The organism is Streptomyces sp. CNZ301, assembly GCF_004217425.1.
On the sequence record NZ_SHLG01000001.1, the window covers coordinates 4,710,381 to 4,729,555 of the forward strand.

General features: G+C 70.2%; 17 protein-coding genes. 9 read left to right on the plus strand and 8 right to left on the minus strand.

All coding sequences use genetic code 11. The features are described from left to right. Positions 1–129 precede the first annotated feature (129 nt). On the minus strand, positions 130–447 hold the full coding sequence (locus tag EV375_RS20305; RefSeq protein WP_074466846.1) for a histone-like nucleoid-structuring protein Lsr2: 318 nt from the start codon (positions 445–447) through the stop codon (positions 130–132). Positions 448–829: 382 nt separating this feature from the next. On the opposite strand from EV375_RS20305, the gene purS reads away from it, so the two are divergent. Genes purS through purL form a run of 3 tightly spaced genes read left to right on the plus strand, consistent with a single transcriptional unit; the run spans position 830 to position 4,058 of the window. Continuing rightward, the gene (gene purS / locus EV375_RS20310; RefSeq protein WP_028437559.1) at positions 830–1,087 is read left to right on the plus strand and encodes a phosphoribosylformylglycinamidine synthase subunit PurS; all 258 of its coding nucleotides are present in this window, start codon (positions 830–832) and stop codon (positions 1,085–1,087) included. Then, the gene (purQ, locus tag EV375_RS20315) at positions 1,084–1,782 is read left to right on the plus strand and encodes a phosphoribosylformylglycinamidine synthase subunit PurQ (protein ID WP_130300696.1); all 699 of its coding nucleotides are present in this window, start codon (positions 1,084–1,086) and stop codon (positions 1,780–1,782) included. The genes purS and purQ overlap by 4 nt, the downstream gene beginning before the upstream one ends. Then, a complete protein-coding gene (gene purL / locus EV375_RS20320) occupies positions 1,779–4,058 on the plus strand; it encodes a phosphoribosylformylglycinamidine synthase subunit PurL (protein WP_130300697.1) in 2,280 nt (759 codons plus the stop codon). Before purQ ends, purL begins: the two co-directional genes overlap by 4 nt. 122 nt (positions 4,059–4,180) lie before the next feature. Here the strand turns inward: purL and arfA are convergent, their stop codons facing one another. The 4 genes from arfA to EV375_RS20340 form a co-directional block, all read right to left on the minus strand. Next, entirely contained in the window at positions 4,181–5,713 is a 1,533-nt protein-coding gene (gene arfA, locus EV375_RS20325; protein WP_130300698.1) for an arabinosylfuranosidase ArfA, read from the minus strand. Positions 5,714–5,780: 67 nt separating this feature from the next. After that, on the minus strand, positions 5,781–6,671 hold the full coding sequence (locus tag EV375_RS20330; protein ID WP_130300699.1) for a carbohydrate ABC transporter permease: 891 nt from the start codon (positions 6,669–6,671) through the stop codon (positions 5,781–5,783). Between the two features lie 5 nt (positions 6,672–6,676). Continuing rightward, positions 6,677–7,612 (minus strand): carbohydrate ABC transporter permease, encoded by a 936-nt coding sequence (locus EV375_RS20335; RefSeq protein WP_130300700.1) that lies wholly within the window; start codon positions 7,610–7,612, stop codon positions 6,677–6,679. Further along, the gene (locus EV375_RS20340) at positions 7,609–8,904 is read right to left on the minus strand and encodes an extracellular solute-binding protein (RefSeq protein ID WP_165434779.1); all 1,296 of its coding nucleotides are present in this window, start codon (positions 8,902–8,904) and stop codon (positions 7,609–7,611) included. The genes EV375_RS20335 and EV375_RS20340 overlap by 4 nt, the downstream gene beginning before the upstream one ends. 259 nt (positions 8,905–9,163) lie before the next feature. Between EV375_RS20340 and EV375_RS20345 the strand changes: the two genes are divergently transcribed. The 4 genes from EV375_RS20345 (at position 9,164) to purM (ending at position 14,440) form a co-directional block, all read left to right on the plus strand. Then, the gene (locus EV375_RS20345; protein ID WP_130300702.1) at positions 9,164–10,171 is read left to right on the plus strand and encodes a LacI family DNA-binding transcriptional regulator; all 1,008 of its coding nucleotides are present in this window, start codon (positions 9,164–9,166) and stop codon (positions 10,169–10,171) included. 525 nt (positions 10,172–10,696) lie between these two features. Beyond that, positions 10,697–11,515 (plus strand): maleylpyruvate isomerase family mycothiol-dependent enzyme, encoded by an 819-nt coding sequence (locus EV375_RS20350; protein ID WP_130300703.1) that lies wholly within the window; start codon positions 10,697–10,699, stop codon positions 11,513–11,515. 178 nt (positions 11,516–11,693) lie between these two features. Further along, positions 11,694–13,277: an amidophosphoribosyltransferase gene (gene purF / locus EV375_RS20355; RefSeq protein WP_130300704.1), complete on the plus strand. Its 1,584-nt coding sequence runs from the start codon at positions 11,694–11,696 to the stop codon at positions 13,275–13,277. A gap of 74 nt (positions 13,278–13,351) precedes the next feature. After that, complete coding sequence (gene purM / locus EV375_RS20360; protein ID WP_130300705.1) at positions 13,352–14,440, plus strand: phosphoribosylformylglycinamidine cyclo-ligase; 1,089 nt, start codon at positions 13,352–13,354, stop codon at positions 14,438–14,440. A gap of 150 nt (positions 14,441–14,590) precedes the next feature. Here purM and EV375_RS20365 read toward each other — a convergent pair whose 3' ends face one another. Together EV375_RS20365 and EV375_RS20370 are read right to left on the minus strand one after the other, a co-directional pair. Next, entirely contained in the window at positions 14,591–14,842 is a 252-nt protein-coding gene (locus EV375_RS20365; protein WP_130300706.1) for a DUF3073 domain-containing protein, read from the minus strand. 258 nt (positions 14,843–15,100) lie between these two features. Further along, on the minus strand, positions 15,101–16,231 hold the full coding sequence (locus tag EV375_RS20370; RefSeq protein ID WP_130301990.1) for a Glu/Leu/Phe/Val dehydrogenase dimerization domain-containing protein: 1,131 nt from the start codon (positions 16,229–16,231) through the stop codon (positions 15,101–15,103). A gap of 268 nt (positions 16,232–16,499) precedes the next feature. Here EV375_RS20370 and EV375_RS20375 point away from each other — a divergent pair, with 268 nt between their 5' ends. Continuing rightward, a complete protein-coding gene (locus EV375_RS20375; protein ID WP_055486829.1) occupies positions 16,500–17,375 on the plus strand; it encodes a DUF8083 family protein in 876 nt (291 codons plus the stop codon). A gap of 539 nt (positions 17,376–17,914) precedes the next feature. Continuing rightward, positions 17,915–18,121, plus strand: coding sequence for a developmental transcriptional regulator BldC (gene bldC, locus EV375_RS20380; RefSeq protein WP_027749187.1), 207 nt, complete (start codon positions 17,915–17,917; stop codon positions 18,119–18,121). 579 nt (positions 18,122–18,700) lie between these two features. Here bldC and EV375_RS29215 read toward each other — a convergent pair. Continuing rightward, positions 18,701–18,877 (minus strand): DUF6274 family protein, encoded by a 177-nt coding sequence (locus EV375_RS29215; protein ID WP_165434780.1) that lies wholly within the window; start codon positions 18,875–18,877, stop codon positions 18,701–18,703. Positions 18,878–19,175 lie beyond the last annotated feature (298 nt).

Below are 19,175 nucleotides of genomic sequence, written 5' to 3' on the forward strand. Positions count from 1 at the left end.
GGTTTCCCTCGCGGCGACGGGCCCGACTCTAGCGGATCAACCGGGGTCCGTGGCAAGTCGGGCCGCCCGGCCCGCGGTACGGGTGCGCCGCGCGCGCCGCATGCGTGCCACGGGGGCCGGGCGCGGAGGTCAACGGGAGGCGTTGAAGGCGTCGTAGACCTTCTTCGGGATGCGGCCGCGGGCGGGCACCTCGAAGCCGTTGGACTCGGCCCAGGCGCGGACGGCGCGCGGGTCGGGGGCGACGGAAGTGCGGTGGTAGGCCTTGCCGGACTTGGCCCGCTTGCGGCCGGCTTCGACGAAGCGTGCGAGGTCCTCGCGCAGCTTCTTCGCGTTCTCGATGTTGAGATCCACCTCGTACGACTTCCCGTCGAGTCCGAAGGAGACCGTTTCCGATGCTTCTCCGCCGTCAAGATCGTCGGAGAGGGTGACCACTACACGTTGTGCCACGGATATCGGACCTTCCATCAGGCTCGCGAATCGGATCACAGGATTCCCGCGCTGACGTGGGAGGACCAGGGGGAGGTGCGAGTGATCCGCATGATTGAGGTGGGACATTTCTTTTGTACAGCTGCGGGCTTTGCAATGTGAAGCGAGAGTATTTCGACTCGCGTGTCAGACCGCAATCGGGACCATACTTTTTTCACGGCATTTTTCCCAGAGCTCCGGGCGGTGCCGGTGCCGTGGGACGGCGGTGGAAAGCGGGTGCGGTGAGTGTCCGAGGAAGATATCCACGCGCGTAGATTTTCGTGGCCGGTAGGCTGGCCGGGCGCGTCGCTTCGCTGGCAGCACGCACCAACGCTCAGCAAAACCACCATCACCGGGAGTACCTGTGGCTCGCGTCGTAGTCGACGTCATGCTGAAGCCGGAGATCCTCGACCCGCAGGGACAGGCGGTGCAGCGAGCACTGCCGCGTCTCGGCTTCGAGGGCATCGAGGGCGTACGCCAGGGCAAGCGCTTCGAACTGGAGGTGGCGGAGCCCGTCACCGACGAGGCGCTGGCCCGCATCCACGAACTGGCGGGGACGTTCCTCGCGAACACAGTGATCGAGAACTACACGGTGCGCGTCGAAGAGGGGGCCGCTGCGTGACCGGCGGTTCCGATACGCGCCTCGGACGCATCGGCGTCGTCACCTTCCCCGGGTCGCTCGACGACAGCGACGCCCGCCGCGCCGTGCGGCTCGCGGGCGGCGAGCCCGTCGAACTGTGGCACCGCGACAAGGACCTGCGGCAGGTGGACGCGGTCGTGCTGCCGGGCGGCTTCTCCTACGGCGACTATCTGCGCTGCGGCGCCATCGCCCGCTTCTCGCCCGTCATGGAGCCGCTGTTGGAGCAGGCACGCGCCGGCATGCCGGTGCTCGGCATCTGCAACGGGTTCCAGGTGCTGTGCGAGTCGCATCTGCTTCCCGGCGCGCTCACCCGCAACGACCATCTGCACTTCGTCTGCCGCGACCAGAAGCTGCGCGTCGAGCGCACGGACACCGCCTGGACGTCGGACTACTCCGAAGGCCAGGAGATCACCGTCCCGTTGAAGAACGGCGAGGGCGGCTACGTCGCCGACGAGCGCACCCTGGACGCGCTGGAGGCCGAGGGCCGTGTCGTCTTCCGGTACCTGAACGGCAACCCCAACGGCTCCCGCCGCGACATCGCGGGCATCTCCAACGAGGCCGGGAACGTGGTCGGTCTCATGCCGCACCCCGAGCACGCCGTCGAGACCCTCACCGGGCCGACGACCGACGGGCTGGGCTTCTTCACCTCGGTACTCAAGAGGCTGGTCACCGCATGACTCCGTCCACGCAGCCCGCACACCGCACGGCTCTCGACACCGTCAAGCACGCCACGGACACCCCCGGCACCGAGCAGCCGTGGGCCGAACTCGGCCTCAAGCAGGACGAGTACGAGCGCATCCGCGAGATCCTCGGCCGGCGCCCCACCGGGGCCGAGCTGGCCATGTACTCGGTGATGTGGTCGGAGCACTGCTCGTACAAGAGCAGCAAGGTGCATCTGAAGCAGTTCGGCGAGAAGGCCCCCGAGAGTGACGCGATGCTCGTGGGCATCGGCGAGAACGCCGGCGTCGTCGACATCGGCCAGAACTACGCCGTCACCTTCAAGGTCGAGTCGCACAACCACCCCAGCTACGTCGAGCCCTACCAGGGCGCGGCCACCGGCATCGGCGGCATCGTCCGCGACATCCTGGCGATGGGCGCCCGTCCCGTGGCCGTGATGGACCCGCTGCGCTTCGGCGCCGCGGACCACCCCGACACCAGGCGCGTGCTGCCCGGTGTCGTCGCGGGCGTCGGCGGCTACGGAAACTGCCTGGGGCTGCCCAACATCGGCGGCGAGGTGGTCTTCGACGACTGCTATCAGGGAAACCCGCTGGTCAACGCCTTGTGCGTCGGTGTGATGAAGCACGAGGACATCCACCTCGCGCAGGCCTCCGGCACCGGCAACAAGGTCATCCTCTACGGCGCGCGCACCGGCGGCGACGGCATCGGCGGCGTCTCGGTGCTCGCCTCGGAGACCTTCGAGGAGGAGGGGCCCGCCAAGCGGCCCGCCGTCCAGGTCGGCGACCCCTTCCAGGAGAAGCTGCTCATCGAGTGCACCCTGGAGATCTTCAAGGAGAACCTGGTCGCCGGCATCCAGGACCTGGGCGGCGCCGGACTGTCCTGCGCCACCTCCGAGCTGGCCAGCGCCGGCAGCGGCGGCATGCGCGTCGAGCTGGACACCGTCCCGCTGCGCGACTCCTCGCTCTCCCCCGAGGAGATCCTCATGAGCGAGTCGCAGGAGCGGATGTGTGCGGTGGTGGAGCCGGACAAGGTGGACCGCTTCCTGGAGATCTGTGAGAAGTGGGACGTCATCGCCACGGTCATCGGCGAGGTCACACCGGGCGAGCGGCTGGAGATCTACTGGCACGGCGAGCAGATCGTCGACGTGCCGCCGCGCACCGTCGCTCACGAAGGCCCCGTCTACCAGCGGCCGTACGAGCGTCCGCCCTGGCAGGACCAGCTTCAGGCCGACGACGCGGCCGCGCTGCCCCGCCCCGCCACGGGTGACGAACTGCGGGCCGCCGCACTGGCGTTGGTCTCCTCCCCCAACCAGGCCGCCAAGTCCTGGATCACGGACCAGTACGACCGCTACGTACTGGGCAACACCGTCCTGGCGCAGCCGGAGGACGGAGGCATGATCCGCGTCGACGACACCACGGGTCTGGGGGTCGCGGTCGCCACCGACGGCAACGGCCGCTACGCCAAGCTCGACCCGTACGCGGGCGCCCAGCTTGCGCTGGCCGAGTCGTACCGCAACGTCGCGGCCACGGGCGCGCGCCCGCTGGCGGTCACCGACTGCCTCAACTTCGGCTCGCCGGAGGACCCTTCGGCCATGTGGCAGTTCGCCGAGGCGTGCCGCGGGCTCGCCGACGCCTGCCGCGAGCTGGGCACTCCGGTGACCGGCGGCAACGTCTCCCTCTACAACCAGACGGGCGACGCCGCGATCCACCCGACGCCGGTCGTGGGCGTTCTCGGCGTCATCGACGACGTGACCCGCCGTACGCCGATCGCCTTCGCGGAGGAGGGGCAGCTGCTCTACCTGCTGGGTGAGACGCGCGAGGAACTCGGCGGCTCCGCCTGGTCCCAGGTCGCACACGGGCACCTGGGCGGGCTGCCGCCGGCCGTCGACCTGGAACGGGAGCGTCTGCTCGCGGAGATCCTCATCGCCGCCTCCCGTGACGGGATGATCGACGCCGCGCACGACCTGAGCGACGGCGGCCTGATCCAGGCGCTCACCGAGTCCTGCCTGAAGGGCGGCAACGGTGCGCGTGTGGTCGTGCCGGACGGGATCTCGCCGTTCGTCTTTCTCTTCTCGGAGTCGCAGGGACGCGCGCTGGTCGCGGTCCCGCGCAGCGAAGAGGTCCGCTTCAACGACATGTGCGGTGCACGGGGCCTTCCGGCCGCGCGGATCGGTGTCGTGGACGGAGAAGAGATCGAGGTCCAGGGCCAGTTCAGCGTGTCGCTGCGTGAGCTGCGCGAAGCGCACGAGGGCACGCTGCCGGCTCTGTTCGGGTAGGTCCGGGCAGGCCCAGTGGGCGTCCCGCCCGGGGCGCCGGCGGGGAAGAATGTGAAACAGGGCGCCAACGGCCGGTCGCAACACGGCCGTTGGCGCCCTGCTTCACTTCAGCCCGAGCGGCCTCAGGGCTTTGAGACCCCGAGCCGGATCAGGCTCCACGAGACCGGCGGCAGCACCGCCTCGAGTTGGCCCTCCGCGCTCACCGCCGTCTCCTGTACGGGGCGCGGCGTGACGCGCTCCGGTTCGGCCTGCGTGTTGACCGCGTCCGGGTCGTCGTCGGCGATCACGAGGTGCTCGATGACGCGGTACTGCTTGCCCAGGCCGCGCAGCGCCGCCCGCAGACCGAGGTGCTGCTCCTGGTCGCGGTTGACGGCCAGCACGGTCAGCTCGCCGGTCTCCTCGTCCAGCGTCGCGGCCGTGTCGATCGCGGAGACGGCCCCGTACCGCGGCGTCTCGACGACGGGCCCGGACACCTCGGTCCGCAGCACGGTGCCCCGGGCGTACCGGGCCGTCAGCGCGAAGGGGTGGAAGGTGGTCTGCCGCCAGCTGGGGCCGCCGGGCTCGCTGCGGATCGGCCCGATGACGTTGACGAGCTGCGCGAGGCAGGCGACCGGGACCCGGTCGGCATGGCGCAGGAGCGTCATCAGCAGCGAGCCGACGACGGCCGCGTCCGTGACGCTGTACGTGTCCTCGATGAGCCGCGGCTGCTCCTCCAGCGGCAGTGCGCGCTCGCCGGGGAAGCGGGACTGGTACCAGACGTTCCACTCGTCGAAGGAGAGCATCATCCGCTTCTTCGAGCGCCGCACCGCACGCACGTGGTCGGCGGTGGCGATGATGTCGGAGATGTAGGCGTCCATCTCGGCGCCGCTGGCGAGGAAGCTGGCGCGGTCGCCGTCGGTCTCCTCGTAGTAGGCGTGCAGGGAGAGGTAGTCGACCTCGTCGTACGTCTCGTGCAGGACCTGCCGTTCCCACTCGCCGAACGTGGGCATCCGCGCGTTAGAACTGCCGCACGCCACAAGCTCGATGGACGGGTCGACCTGGTGCATCGCCTTGCCGGCTGTGGCCGCGAGGCGCCCGTACTCGGTGGCCGTCTTGTGGCCGGTCTGCCAGGGGCCGTCCATCTCGTTGCCCAGGCACCACAGCTTCACGCCGTGCGGTTCGCGTACGCCGTTCTTCACCCGCAGGTCCGACCAGGCGGTGCCGCCGGGGATGTTGCAGTACTCGACGAGGGCGCGGGCCGCGTCGATGCCGCGGGTGCCGAGGTTGACGGCCATCATCGGTTCGAGGCCCTGACGGCGGGTCCAGCCGAGGAACTCGTCGGTGCCGACCTGGTTCGACTCGAGGCTCCTCCAGGCCAGGTCGAGGCGGCGCGGACGCTCCTCGGCCGGGCCGATGCCGTCCTCCCACCGGTAGCCGGAGACGAAGTTGCCGCCGGGGTAGCGGACGAGGCCCGTGCCGAGTTCACTCACGAGCCCGGCCACGTCGCCGCGGAAGCCGTGTTCGTCGGCGGTCTCGTGCTCCGGTTCGTAGATGCCCGTGTAGACGCAGCGGCCCATGTGCTCGACGAACGTCCCGTACACACGGGGGTCCACGGTTCCGAGGGTGAAATCGGGGTCGATGGTGATGCGGGCGGTGCCGGCGGGCTGTTCGGTCATGCGGTGGGTGCCTCTCTCGGTGCTGTTCCTGGTCCGGGCTCGCTCATGAACGGGCGCTGTGCCGCTGTCACTTCAGGCCGGTGCCCGCGATTCCTTCGACGATCCGCCGCTGGAAGAAGAGGAAGACGGTCAGCAGCGGCAGGGCACCGAGCACCGCCGAGGCCATCAGCTGGGCCTGCGGCAGCCCGAAGGCGTCCTGTACGGAGTTGAGGCCGACCGGCAGCGTCATCATCTGCGGGTCCGTGACGGCCAGCAGCGGCCAGAGGAAGTTGTTCCAGGACCACACGAAGACGAAGATTGTCACGGCGGAGATGGCGGGGCGGGCCAGCGGCATCACGATCTGCCAGTAGATCCGCAGCCAGCTCGCGCCGTCCGCGCGCGCCGCGTCCGTCAGTTCGACGGGAATGCCGTCGAAGAACTGCTTGAAGACGAAGACGGAGACGACGTTGGGAACCTGCGGCAGGATCACGGCCCAGTACGTGTTGAGCATCCCCGTGGCCTGAAGGGTCAGGAACTGCGGAATCATCAGCAGCTGCGGCGGGATCATGACGCCGGCGAGGATGACCAGGAAGACCGGCCGCCGGTACCGGAACTTCAGCCGGGACAGCGCGAAGGCGGCCAGGGACGTGGTGCACACCGCGAGCACCGTCGTCAGCGTCGAGGTGATGAAGCTGTTCAGGTACCAGTACTGGATGCGCCCGGCCGACAGCAGCTCCTGGTACGAGGAGAGCGTCGGGTTGTCCGACAGCCACGAAGTCGGCTCCGTCGCGACGTCGTTGGGCGACCGCAGGGACGTGGCCAGAGCCCACGCGATGGGGACCAGCCACAGCAGCGCGAGGGCGATCAGCACGCCCAGTGTCACGCGGCTGAAGAGCCGCTCCGAGTCGGTGCGCCGACGGCGGGTCCCGGAGGGTTCCGCTTCCGTGCTGCGGGGCGCTGCCGGGGTGAGGGTCGTCATCGTGCTCAGACCTCCTTCTCGGTGCGCCGGATCAGCGCGAACCAGACGAGCGAGATCAGCAGGATGATGACGAACAGCAGCAGCGCGACCGTCGAGGCGTAGCCGGCACGGCCGTCGGTGAAGCCGGTCTGGAAGATGTACAGCAGCGACGGCCGGGTGGCGTCGTCCGGGCCGCCGTTCGTCATCATGTAGATCTGGTCGAAGACCTTGAGCGACGCGACGAGTTGGAGCACCGCGACGAGCGTGGTCGCACGTCCCAGCATCGGGACGACCACCAGCCGGATGCGCTGCCACGGCCCGGCGCCGTCGATCGCGGCGGCCTCGTGCACGTCCCGCGGGATCTCCTGGAGCGCGGCCAGGTAGATGACGAAGTTGAAGCCGATCGTCCACCAGATCGTCGCGGCGGCTATCGAGATCATCGCCCAGTCCGGGTCGCCCAGCCAGGAGGGCGCCTCCACGCCGAACCACGTGACCACGTTCTGCGCCAGCCCGATCTCGTCCGCGTAGATCCACATGAACAGCAGCGCGATCACCGAGGAGGGCAGCATGAACGGGGCGAAGAACGCCAGCCTGAAGAACCATCTGCCGCGTGAGAACCGGTCCGTCATGAGGGCCAGCGTCAGCGAGAAAACGATCAGCGGCACCGTCGTGAGCACGGTGAACCAGAGCGTGTGGCCGAGGCTGGACCAGAACTCCGCAGATGTGAGGGCCTCCGCGTAGTTCGCCGTCCCGACCCACTTCCCGGGTCCGTCCTTGACGAGGCTGTCGTTGAAGAACCCCGCGACCGCCGTGTAGAGGAGCGGGCCCAGGAGGAACAGGACGTAGAACACGCCGAAGGGGAGCAGCATCCCGGACGCCGTCCACCGGACGCCCCCGGTCCCGCGCCCGGACGTGGGCACGCCCGCCCCGGCGCCCAGGTGCACGCTCGTGCCCGCGCTCATACGGGTGCCTCCGTTGCTGCCAGGTCCTTCACGGCCGCCAGCATGCGTGCCGCGCCGGGGCCCGGGCGGGTGTGGCCGCCCACGACGGAGGCGACGACGTCGCCGAAGCGCCGGTAGAGGTTGCTGTCGGCGCCGGAGTACCAGGCGGCCGGGTCGTAGGCCGCCCCGTCCGCCGCGTCGGCGTAGTGCGCCTGCGGCACCAGCTCTCGGTAGGCGCCGGAGTCCGCCGTCGGCTGCCAGGCCGGTATGTGGCCGCCCTTGGCCCAGTCGAGGCTCGCCTCCAGCATGGAGTGAGTGAAGTCGAGTGCCTTGTCCGTCCGTTGGGCCTTCTCGGACGGCGCCTTCGGAAGGATGAAGGCGTGCGAGTCGGCGGCGCACGCGTACGGGGCGTCGCGGAAGATCCGAGGGAAGGTGCGGATGTCGAACTTGTCCTTCACCGCGCCCTGTACGGCCAGGAGCTGCCACTCCCCGTCCATGAGAAACCCGGCCTTGCCCGAGGTGAGCAGTGTGATCGCGCCGCCGTCGCCGTCCGCGCCGGGCGGGATGAGCTTCTCGGCCGACATGCGCCGGATGTAGGCGAGCGTCTCCTCGGCCGCACCCACGTCCATGACGACCTTCCGGCCGCCGTCGGTGATCAGGTCCGCGCCGAGCTGCCGATAGAGGGACCAGAACAGCCGCCAGCAGGTGGCGGGGTCCTTGACGGTGGCGATGGAGCCGCCCCAGACGCCGGTGACCTCCTTGGCGGCCCGCATCGCGTCGAGGAACTTGTCGGGCCCGTCGACGTCCGTCAACTTGCCCTTGCCGTCGAGCAGTCCGGCCTTCTTCGCGACGTCGGTGCGGTAGTAGAGCACGAAGGGGTGGGTGTCCAGCGGCAGCGCGTAGAGCTTGCCGTCGTGGTGCGCCGACTTGAAGGCGGCCTTGGCGAACCGTTCCGGCCGCAGCCCGTGTTCCTCCAGCTCGGAGCGGGATATCTCCCGCAGCAGCCCGGACGCGGCGAGCGTCGGCAGCCGTGAGACGTGGGTGATCGCGACCTGCGGGGGCCGGCCGCCGAGCGTCGCCAGGGTGAGCTTCGTGTAGTACGGGGCGCCCCAGACCAGCGTGGTCGACTTGAGGTCGACGTCGGGGTTGGCCTTGCGGTAGCCGCTCTGCATCGTCACCAGCTGGGCGCCGTCACCACCGGTGAACGGATGCCAGAAGTTGAGCAGCGACGGCGGGCCCGCGGAGCCCGTGAACGCCTGCCCCACCGGAGTGCCGCACCCCGAGAGCGCCCCGGCGGCCGTGAGGGAGCCCACGGTGCCGAGGAACCTCCTCCTGCCCTGCACACGCACCACGTCCGTCCATTCGACGTTGGGAGTCGCGGGAGACGACCGGCCGGGAACCGCCCGTCGGGACCAGCCCTGGCCAACCGGCCGGACCCAGCGGAATTCCGCTGTTCCAACGTTGTACGCAGGGCGTAATCTGACGTCAACACGTCGGACGGATCTTTCCGTCCGGACATACGGGGCCGGCGGGAGCAAGGGCGGGCACACCAGCCCGTACGAGGGGAGCGCAATGGGCGGGACGAGACTCAAGGACGTCGCGGAGCGGGCAGGCGTGTCCATCAAGACCGTCTCCAACGTCGTACGCGGCAGTGTCCGAGTCGCCGAGCCCACCCGCCAGCGCGTGCTGAGCGCCATCCAGGAGCTCGACTACCGCCCCAACGTCTCGGCCCGCCACCTGCGCACCGGCCGCAGCGGCGTCATCGCCCTCGCCGTTCCGGAACTGGTGCAGCCCTACTTCGCGGAACTCGCGAAGGCCGTCATCGACGCCGCGCGCGAGCACGACGTCTCCGTCCTCATAGAGGACACCGGCGGCGACCCCTCGGCCGAACTGCGCGTCGCCTGCGGGCTGTCCGACCCGCTCATCGACGGCGTGCTCCTCTCCCCGCAGCGGCTCGACCAGTCCACCCTCGCCCGCCGCGAGCGCCGCGTGCCGCTCGTCCTGCTCGGCGAGCGCGACTACGAAGTGCCCGCGGACCACGTCCTCATCGACAACGTCCTCGCCGCGCAGGAGGCCACCGCCCATCTGATCGCGAGCGGACGGCGCCGCGTCGCGGCCGTCGGCTTCCAGGCCGACCCGCTCTTCACCACCTCGCAGCAGCGGGCACGCGGCTACCTCAAGGCCCTGGAGTCCGCCGGCCTGCCGCACGATCCCGGACTGACGCCGCTCGTACCGGCCTTCACCCGCACCGACGGCATGACCGCGATGCGCGAACTGCTCGCCCTCCCGGAGCCGCCGGACGCCGTCTTCTGCTTCTCCGACCTGCTCGCCTCCGGGGCCGTGCGGGCTGTGTACGACGCGGGCCGCACCGTGCCGCACGACGTCGCGGTGATCGGCTTCGACGACATCGAGGAGACCCGGTTCAGCGTCCCCTCCCTCAGCACCGTGGCACCGGACAAGCACCAGGTGGCCGCGCTCGCCGTCGAGGCCCTGCTCGCCCGCATCGCCGGGGACCCGGAGGCGCCGCACACGACGCTGTACGCGGAGCACCGCCTGGTCGCGAGGGAGAGCACGGCCTGACCCGCGGGGACGCGTGACCGGCCGGGAGCCGGGGCTGTGAGCCGTGAGCCCTGGGCCGGTGGACGCCGAGCCGGCGGGGGAGCGGGAACGGGGCCCTGCCGAGCCGGCCGCGAGTGGGCGTCGGCGGCCACGGAACCGGTTGTGAGCTGGGCCGGTCGGCCACGGAACCGGTTGTGAGCGGGGCCGGTCGGCCACCGAGCCGGCCGCGAGGGAACCGGCGCGGAGCGGAACCGGGCCTGCCGAGCCGGCCGCGAGCGGGAACCGGCGCGGAGCGGAACCGGGCCTGCCGAGCCGGCCGCGATGGAACCGGCGCGGAGCGGAACCGGGCCTGCCGAGCCGGCCGCGAGCGGGAACCGGCGCGGAGCGGAACCGGGCCTGCCGAGCCGGCCGCGAGCGGGAACCGGCGGCTGCGGAACCGGCCCGGACCGGCCGCGCGCAGCCGCCGCCCGCCGCGACCGGCCGGGTCCCGGGTGACCTGGCACGCTCCGCGCACCGGCCGTCCGTCCAGCGCCTAATCTCTTGACCATGCCGCCCGTCAAACGAAGCAAGGCCCCCGCAAGGCGCAATTACGACCCCGCCCGTGTCCGTCAGGCGCTCATCGGCCAGGTCGAGGCCGTCGCCGCCGCCGCGCACGCACTGACCGACGAGCAGCGCGCACGCCCCTCAGGTCTGCCCGGCTGGGACGTGCACCGTCTCCTCGTCCACATCGCGCTGCAGATCGACTCGGTGCCCCGCTTCCTCGCCGGGCCGGAGTCGCAGGCCGCGGCCCCCGAGCTGGATCTGCCGACCTGGGCGCTGTCCACCGCCGGCGCCGCCGCCGAACTGGACCTGGAGACCCGCGAGGAGGCCGACCGCGCGGCCGCCGGCGGCGCCGCCCGCATCGACGAGGCCGTCGCACAGCTGGAGCCCGTGCTGGAGTCGGCGGTACGCGACGACCTGCTCATCCCGCACGGTGCCGGCGCGATGCGGATGCTCGACTTCACCGTGACGAGGCTCGTCGAACTCGTCGTCCACAGCGACGATCTGGCCCGTGCCACCGGGAGCGCCGTCACCTTCGACCGGCAGGCGCTCGCCGCCACGGTACGGCTGCTCACCGACACCCTCGCCGTGAAGGCGCCCGGGGCCTCGGTCGAGGTGCGGGTGCCGCCGTTCGCTGTCGTCCAGTGCGTCGAGGGCCCGCGGCACACTCGCGGCACCCCGCCCAATGTCGTCGAGACCGACCCGCTCACCTGGATCAGACTCGCCACCGGACGGGTCGGCTGGGAGGAGGCCCGCAAGGCGGCCGTGGTCTCCGCGAGCGGCGAACGGGCCGACCTCAGCGGCCAGTTGCCCCTGCTGGGCTGAGCGCGGAGAGCCGTACCGAATCCGGCCGGCGCACCTCGCGGAACAAGGCGGAGGACCCGCCTCCGCCCGCCCCGCGGCCTCGTCACCACAGGTAGTGGCCGTGTCACCCGATTCCCCCTCTGGGTCCGGAGGTGTCCCCGATTCGGAGCAACGCGCCTCCTGTCCTAGACTCGGTGCCGTGCCACGTGGTGACGGACGACTAAGTCACGATCTTCTTCCCTCCGAGAAGGGCCCCCAGGACGCTTGCGGCGTCTTCGGTGTGTGGGCTCCCGGGGAAGAGGTCGCGAAGCTCACGTATTTCGGTCTGTACGCGCTGCAGCACCGCGGTCAGGAGTCCGCGGGCATCGCAGTCAGCAACGGCTCACAGATCCTGGTCTTCAAGGACATGGGCCTTGTCTCCCAGGTCTTCGACGAGACCTCCCTCGGCTCCCTCCGCGGTCACATCGCGGTCGGGCACGCCCGCTACTCGACGACGGGCGCGTCCGTGTGGGAGAACGCCCAGCCCACCTTCCGTGCCACCGGGCACGGTTCGATCGCGCTGGGCCACAACGGCAACCTGGTCAACACCGCCGAACTCGCGGAACTGGTGGCCGCGCAGTCGACGGAGAGCAGCGGCCGGGCCACGCGCGTCGCGGCCACCAACGACACCGACCTGGTGACCGCCCTCCTCGCCGGGCAGACCGACGAGGACGGCAGCCCGCTCACCGTCGAGCAGGCGGCCCCCGTCGTGCTGCCCCAGGTGAAGGGCGCCTTCTCCTTCGTCTTCATGGACGAGCACACGCTCTACGCGGCCCGCGACGCGCAGGGTGTGCGCCCCCTCGTCCTCGGGCGGCTGGAGCGCGGCTGGGTCGTCGCGAGCGAGACGTCGGCGCTGGACATCGTGGGCGCGAGCTTCATCCGGGAGGTCGAGCCGGGCGAGATGATCGCCGTGGACGAGGACGGCCTCCGCTCCACCCGGTTCGCGGAAGCGAAACCCAAGGGCTGCGTCTTCGAATACGTCTACCTGGCCCGCCCGGACACCGACATCGCCGGGAGGAACGTTTACCTCTCCCGAGTCGAGATGGGCCGCAAGCTCGCGGCCGAGGCACCCGCCGACGCCGATCTGGTCATAGCGACACCGGAGTCCGGCACTCCCGCCGCGATCGGCTACGCCGAGGCGAGCGGCATCCCGTACGGCAGCGGCCTGGTCAAGAACAGTTACGTTGGCCGCACGTTCATCCAGCCGAGCCAGACGATCCGGCAGCTCGGCATCCGTCTGAAGCTCAACCCGCTGAAGGAGGTCATCAGCGGCAAGCGCCTCGTGGTCGTGGACGACTCGATCGTCCGCGGCAACACTCAGCGCGCCCTGGTGCGGATGCTGCGCGAGGCCGGTGCGGCCGAGGTCCACGTGCGGATCTCCTCCCCGCCCATCAAGTGGCCGTGCTTCTTCGGCATCGACTTCGCCACCCGTGCCGAGCTGATCGCGAACGGCCTCACTGTCGACGAGATCGGCAAGTCCCTCGGCGCGGACTCCCTGGCCTACATCTCCATCGACGGCATGACCGAGGCGACGACGATCCCCAAGTCGCAGCTGTGCCGGGCCTGCTTCGACGGCGAGTACCCGATGCCGCTTCCCGACCCCGAGCTGCTGGGCAAACACCTGCGTGAACCGGACGCGGCCGGCGGTCGGCACGGCACCGAGCAGCCCTCCGTTCCCGACGTCGACGGCGTGGGCACCCTCACCGCGGGAGTCGGCGGCACCGACGCCCTGCGGCGCCCGTAGCCACGCAGCCCGTCCCGGCCCGTAGGCCCGCGGACGCCCGCCCGCCTTTCCCACGACCCGAAAGAGCCGATCCGATGCCTGCCGAGTCTGCCGAGCCCGCTGGGTCCGCCGGCGCCACCTACGCCGCCGCCGGCGTGGACATCGAGGCGGGCGACCGCGCCGTCCAGTTGATGAAGGAATGGGTCAAGAAGGCCCAGCGCCCCGAGTCCGTGGGCACGCTCGGCGGCTTCGCCGGCCTCTTCGACGCCTCCGTCCTCAAGCGGTACGAGCGTCCCCTGCTGGCCTCGGCCACCGACGGCGTCGGCACGAAGGTCGCCATCGCACAGCGCATGGACCAGCACGACAGCATCGGCCACGACCTGGTGGCGATGGTCGTGGACGACCTGGTCGTCTGCGGCGCCGAGCCGCTCTTCATGACCGACTACATCTGCGTCGGGAAGGTCGTCCCCGAACGGGTCGCCCAGATCGTCAAGGGCATCGCCGAGGGCTGCGTCCTGGCGGGCTGCGCGCTGGTGGGCGGCGAGACCGCCGAGCACCCGGGCCTCCTCGGACCGGACGAGTACGACGTCGCGGGCGCCGGAACGGGCGTCGTCGAGGCCGATGCGGTGCTGGGCGCGGATCGTATCCGTACGGGGGACGCCGTGATCGCCATGGCCTCCTCCGGCCTTCACTCGAACGGGTACTCGCTGGTGAGGCACGTGCTCTTCGAGCGCGCGGGCTGGGCCCTGGAGAGGCGGGTGCCGGAGTTCGGCCGCACCCTCGGCGAGGAACTGCTGGAGCCCACCAAGATCTACTCGCTGGACTGCCTCGCCCTGACCCGCACCACGCCGGTGCACGCCTTCTCGCACATCACCGGCGGCGGACTGGCCGGCAACCTCGCACGGGTCGTGCCCGAGGAACTGCAAGCCCGCGTCGACCGCGCGACGTGGACGCCGGGCCCGGTGTTCGACCTGGTCGGCCGCGCGGGGAACATCGCGCGGGGCGAACTGGAGAGCGCCCTGAACATGGGCGTCGGCATGGTCGCCGTCGTACCGCAGGAATCTGCCGAAGCCGCGCTCACCACTCTTGCCGACCGCGGAGTGGAGGCCTGGGTGGCGGGAGAGATCACCGAGCGCCCGGCGGGCGGCGAAGCCGTGACGCTCACCGGTGACTATGCGGCGTGACCCGGGCGATCCCCGTGAGCCGGGTGGGCGCTGCGATCACGCCTGCGTTCGCGGCCTGTCACGAGCGGCGATGCGAGCCCCACGCGCACGCCCCGGAACAGCACAGAACCCGGTCCGGCTGATGCCGGACCGGGCAGGGATCTGTGGACGTCAGCTCCGGCGCCGTTGCGCCGAAGAATCGGAGGACTCGCCCTCGTCCTCCTCGTCGTTGTACACGTCCGCGTACTGTGCGTACGGGTCGTCGTCACGCTCATCGTCCGCGAAGCGGTCGCCGTTCGGCGGCTCGTTCGACGTCGATGCGCCCAGCTCCTCAGCCAGGCGCGAGAGGTCCGTCCCACCGCTGTTGTACTTCAGCTGGCGGGCGACCTTCGTCTGCTTGGCCTTGGCCCGGCCGCGCCCCATGGCTCGACCCCCTCAACGACGGGGCTCGACGGCCCCAGAGTCTTGACACGCGTTCACAATTCAGAGCGGACCCTCGAAGGAGAGACCGGCCCGTAGGGCTTCAACGGTACCTGCTTCCGCCGCCGTACGGTACGCCGCCCGCACGACACGGCCGCCGGCAGACGCGTCCGGTGGCTCTCTCTTCGCTGGTCAGCCCTCATTTTACCGTGCGTCCGAGTGTCGACCCGCCGAGGGGTCGTGAGAAGACCCCCGGCAGCCTCAGCTCCCGGATTCCCCGGGACCTTCACCACCCGGCCCGCCGCTCGCCATACGCATCTCCGCGATGCGGTCCGCAGCCGCGGCCGGTGGTACGCCGTCCGCGGCGGCACGCTCGAAGATCGAAAGCGTGGTGTCGAAGATCTTTGCAGCCTTTGCTTTGGCACGTGCGAAGTCGAAGCCGAGGAGCTCGTCCGCGACCTGGATCACGCCGCCGGCGTTCACGACGTAGTCCGGCGCGTAGAGGGTCCCGCGGTCGGCGAGGTCCTTCTCCACGCCCGGGTGGGCCAGCTGGTTGTTGGCGGCCCCGCACACGACCTTGGCGGTCAGGACCGGAACGGACTCGTCGTCGAGTGCTCCGCCGAGGGCACAGGGCGAGTAGACGTCGAGCCCGTCGAAGCGGACCAGTGCCGCGGCGTCCGCGACGGCCTCGACATCCGGGTGCGAGGAGCGCACCCGCTCGACCGCCTCGGACCGCACATCCGTGACGACCACGCGGGCACCGTCCTCGAGCAGGTGCTCAACCAGGTGATGGCCGACCTTGCCGACGCCCGCGATGCCGACGGTGCGGCCGCGGAGCGTAGGAGCCCCCCACAGGTGCTGGGCGCCGGCGCGCATGCCCTGGAAGACGCCGAAGGCCGTGAGCACCGAGGAGTCGCCCGCTCCGCCCCGCTCGGGGGAGCGTCCCGTCGTCCAGGGGCACTCGCGGGCGATCACATCCATGTCCTGCACGTACGTGCCCACGTCGCAGGCCGTGACGTAGCGGCCGCCCAGCGAGGCCACGAAGCGGCCGTAGGCGAGGAGCAGCTCCTCCGTCTTGATCTTCTCCGGATCGCCGATGATCACGGCCTTGCCGCCACCGTGGGGGAGGCCGGCCATCGCGTTCTTGTACGACATGCCGCGGGCGAGGTTCAGCGCGTCCATGAGGGCGGCTTCCTCGGGCTGCTCCTCTCCCGGGTAGGCGTGGAACCGCGTCCCGCCCAGGCCGGGGCCGAGAGCGGTGGAGTGGAGGGCGATGACGGCCTTCAGGCCGCTGGCCCGGTCCTGGCACAGCACGACTTGCTCGTGCCCGCCGAGCTCGGACCGGAAGAGGGTCCGCAGAATCCCTGTGCCGCTCGCTCCGTCGGCGCTGATGGTGGGCGCCGGGGCGGGCCGCGGGGAGGGACGTACGTCAGCCACGGTGGTGACTCCTGATGTCGGGTTGTACGCCCTCTTGGTCGCCGTCCGGGCTTGTGACGCGCACGGCGGGGAGGGCCGGTCGAGAGCAGGGTACGACCTGCGCGCGGCCCGATCGTTGCGGTGCCACGATCGGTGGTAGTCAACTGTCTTCGGGGCCCGCCCGGCAAGGCGCGGGCCGGGGCTCCTGACGGAGCCCGATTTCGCGAATTCTGGAGGAGAACGCGTGGGTCAGCAGGCGTCGGTCATCGTCCCGTACGCGGCGTATCTGCGGGTGTACGAGCCACTGGCCGCGTTCCCCGAGCCGGAGCGTGCCCACTGGGTGCGGTACGCGAAGCGCGACCGGGTGCCCACCGCCCAGGACGAGTTGAGGCGTTCGCTTGCCGATCTGCTTCCGGTGCCGCCGGTCGCCGTGCCGGTACGGGAGAGCGCGGACGCCTTCGTGGCGGAGGTGGACGGTGTGGTCTGCGTGTGCCCCTGGCGGACGCGGCTGCGCGGTTGGCAGGCGCTTGCGGCGCTCTCGCAGGCGGCGGGTGAACAGGAGGTTGCGATGCCGCAGACGGTGCTGGACGCGGCGGTTCCGCCCGTCGTGCGCCGGCAGGCCGCAGCGGACTATGAGCGCTGGTTGACGCGCAATCCGGATGCCCGCCCGTGGATCCGCACGGCGCTTTGGCACGTGCCCGTGCGCTGGTTCGTTCTTTTTTCTTCGGAAGAGAAAGAGTTTGCGAAGCCCGGAAGCGGTGAGGAGAGCGTTCAGCAGTTCGTCCTCCGCTATCGCACCCCGATGGTCGAGGCGAGGCGTCGCCTCGCCCGCGGTCTGAAGGTTCTCCGCGAGGAGTTGGAGGAGGGGCCGCTCGTCGACGGCCTGGTCGACGTGGGCAGATGGCTGGAGGAATTCCATCCGCGGTCCCTCGTCGAACTGGACTACGGCGGTCTGGCGCACGCGATCTCTGAGGAGCAGCTTGCCGACGACGACTCCGCTGCTGATGTGGCGGAGGGAATCGCGGCACTGCGCGCAGGGGACGGGGAGCGGGCCGGCGTCGCCTACGAGCGGCTCACGGACCGCTGGCGGGCTGTGAGAGAACTGCAGTTCGCCAACTGACTACGCGGGTTCGGTCCGTGAGGTTCATGTGCACGGTTGTGTTCGTGAACTGAACGCGGACGGGGGCCTACGGGGTGGTGCACGTCACGGACCTCCAGGACCAAGGTCCCGAAAGGGGCCAAAGCCTCAAGCGTGACGGACAGCACTTTCTTGGGCCTTGCTCTCAGAGCCGTCCCTCGTGTCAAAATAGGACAAGGAGTTCGACGGGGGCTCCATCCATCCAACTGTGGTCGGAAAGATCGGTATTGCCCACCTTGGTGGGGCTGGTGCCAGTTGGTCACACTGTGACTGTTCGTCACGGTGGTGTGACTGTCCGCTATGGGCTGGTCCATCGGCTTCCGTCGAGGTTCACCACCTCAGAGGGCAATTCCATCGGTTTGGCCGCCGTGGCTGGACAGATGGTGTAGTTGTAGTGCCGAGGACAAGCCGTTCGTCCTATAACCGACTCGGCTCGCGTAGGTCCATATCGGGCAACGCGGGCCAAGGTGCAGAATTTTGGGAAAGAACCGTATGGTTCGGTTCCTTCGAGGAGGCCGCTCATGACCGCTCGCACCCCTGATGCCGAGCCGCTGTTGACCCCGGCGGAGGTTGCCACGATGTTCCGCGTGGACCCGAAGACGGTCACACGCTGGGCAAAGGCAGGCAAGCTCACGTCGATCCGCACGCTCGGTGGTCATCGCCGATACCGCGAGGCGGAGGTGCGCGCACTGCTGGCGGGCATCCCGCAGCAGCGCAGTGAGGTTTGATCAGACGAAATAACTGCATATCCGGGCGTATTCGGGGCCCTCATCCCCGATCGGCGCCCGAGGCAACAGACATCAGGCAGCTGTCCCCAACGGTGCTTGATCGTTGATCGCGCTGGACTCCGCCGGGTCCGGCGCGATCTTTTTGTGTCCGGATCTGCCGTGCCCGGACTGGTCGTGCCCGGTCTCCGCATCCTGGACCGGCGCCGGCGGGTGGGAAACCGCATGGTCGGCAGGGGTCCGACTGGTGTGCCGCGAGGGCGAGTTGGCAAGCCGGCCTGGACTGCTTCGGACAGCCGGGGGCGCCGATGGACCCTGGTGCAATTGCACATATTAAATTGGCTGGTGGCGAGAAGGGTGTAAGTTCCCGTGCATCCGGAACCGGAGCGGTGACTCCTGTCACACTTGATGCCGGTTGTGGAGAACGATCATTCTCCTATATCGGGACGGACTCGTCGCCCGGTTCTTCGCAGTTTCACAGTCCACCACCGAACGCCCTTATGCGGAACGGGCGTTGAGTAGTTGGACGCGGCCGGCGGTGCGCGCCGGCCCCCTGGGGAGCCCGGGGGGCGGTCCTTCCGCTCACTCCGCGGGCCTGCCCGCAGGCTCCTCGGCCGCGTGCTCCATCGCCAGACGCAGCAGTCGGTGGCAGACGGGGCAGTGGTGTGTCACGTGCCGGTAGCGGGTGGCCGCCGCCAGGTGTGCACGCAGCAGCGCCCTGGTCTCATGTCGCCGAGCCCTGCGCGGAGTTGTCCCCATTGATGCCCCACCTCCCTTTTACGAGAAGTACCGGCCGGGCGGTTGGCCGTCAAGGAGTGCTGAGCGGGGCGCACGCAGCACCGGGCACGGCGCACGGACGGCCGCGGACGTCGCTGAGAGCGCCTGTGACGGCTCGGCGCGGGCCTGACGAGGTGTCACGTCGTCGCGCACCCCGGGGCCCGTATGCCGCTCCACGGCGCCGCACCGGGGCTTCCGGCCCCCACGCCGCACCACAGCGCCGCAGCCCGCCCCCTGCGTACGGGGACGGGCTGCGGCGCTGCGGTGTGCTTGTTCTGTT

What these genes read in the sequence shown, in the direction of transcription:
- purM (WP_130300705.1), top strand. Translation starts at nt 13,352, where the DNA reads ATGCCTGCCGAGTCTGCCGAGCCCGCTGGGTCCGCCGGCGCCACCTAC.
- EV375_RS20335 (WP_130300700.1), bottom strand. Translation starts at nt 7,612, where the DNA reads ATGAGCGCGGGCACGAGCGTGCACCTGGGCGCCGGGGCGGGCGTGCCC.
- EV375_RS20350 (WP_130300703.1), top strand. Translation starts at nt 10,697, where the DNA reads ATGCCGCCCGTCAAACGAAGCAAGGCCCCCGCAAGGCGCAATTACGAC.
- EV375_RS20365 (WP_130300706.1), bottom strand. Translation starts at nt 14,842, where the DNA reads ATGGGGCGCGGCCGGGCCAAGGCCAAGCAGACGAAGGTCGCCCGCCAG.
- EV375_RS20345 (WP_130300702.1), top strand. Translation starts at nt 9,164, where the DNA reads ATGGGCGGGACGAGACTCAAGGACGTCGCGGAGCGGGCAGGCGTGTCC.
- EV375_RS29215 (WP_165434780.1), bottom strand. Translation starts at nt 18,877, where the DNA reads ATGGGGACAACTCCGCGCAGGGCTCGGCGACATGAGACCAGGGCGCTG.
- arfA (WP_130300698.1), bottom strand. Translation starts at nt 5,713, where the DNA reads ATGACCGAACAGCCCGCCGGCACCGCCCGCATCACCATCGACCCCGAT.
- purL (WP_130300697.1), top strand. Translation starts at nt 1,779, where the DNA reads ATGACTCCGTCCACGCAGCCCGCACACCGCACGGCTCTCGACACCGTC.
- bldC (WP_027749187.1), top strand. Translation starts at nt 17,915, where the DNA reads ATGACCGCTCGCACCCCTGATGCCGAGCCGCTGTTGACCCCGGCGGAG.
- EV375_RS20330 (WP_130300699.1), bottom strand. Translation starts at nt 6,671, where the DNA reads ATGACGACCCTCACCCCGGCAGCGCCCCGCAGCACGGAAGCGGAACCC.